General features: G+C 53.5%; 1 protein-coding gene. It reads left to right on the forward strand.

What is annotated here, in order from left to right:
* Positions 1-389: bacteriophage T4 gp5 trimerization domain-containing protein (locus tag AC55NX_RS20855; protein ID WP_496997473.1), on the forward strand; the 389-nt coding region annotated here is incomplete at both ends.

A 389-nucleotide genomic window follows, 5' to 3' on the forward strand; every position in this document is an offset into this window, starting at 1 on the left:
CAGTCAGTACGGCATGGTCGCCGTGCCGCGCATCGGCCACGAAGTGATTGTGGATTTTCTCGACGGCGACCCGGACCAGCCACTGGTGACCGGGCGTGCTTACAATGCCAGTCAGGTACCGCCTTACCCGTTGCCCGAGCACAAAACCAAAACCGTGCTGCGCACCGAAACCCATCAGGGCGAAGGCTTTAACGAGCTGAGTTTTGAAGACCAGTCAGCCCATGAAAAAGTCTACATTCATGCGCAGAAAGACACCGAAGCACTGATTGAAAACGACGCCACCACGCTCATCCGTCACGACAGTCATTTAACGGTGGAAAACGACCGTTATGAACACATCAAGATGAATGACCATCTCACCATTGATGGTGAGCAGCGCCTGAAAATTA

Source organism: Vibrio rubrogenes (genome assembly GCF_059641415.1).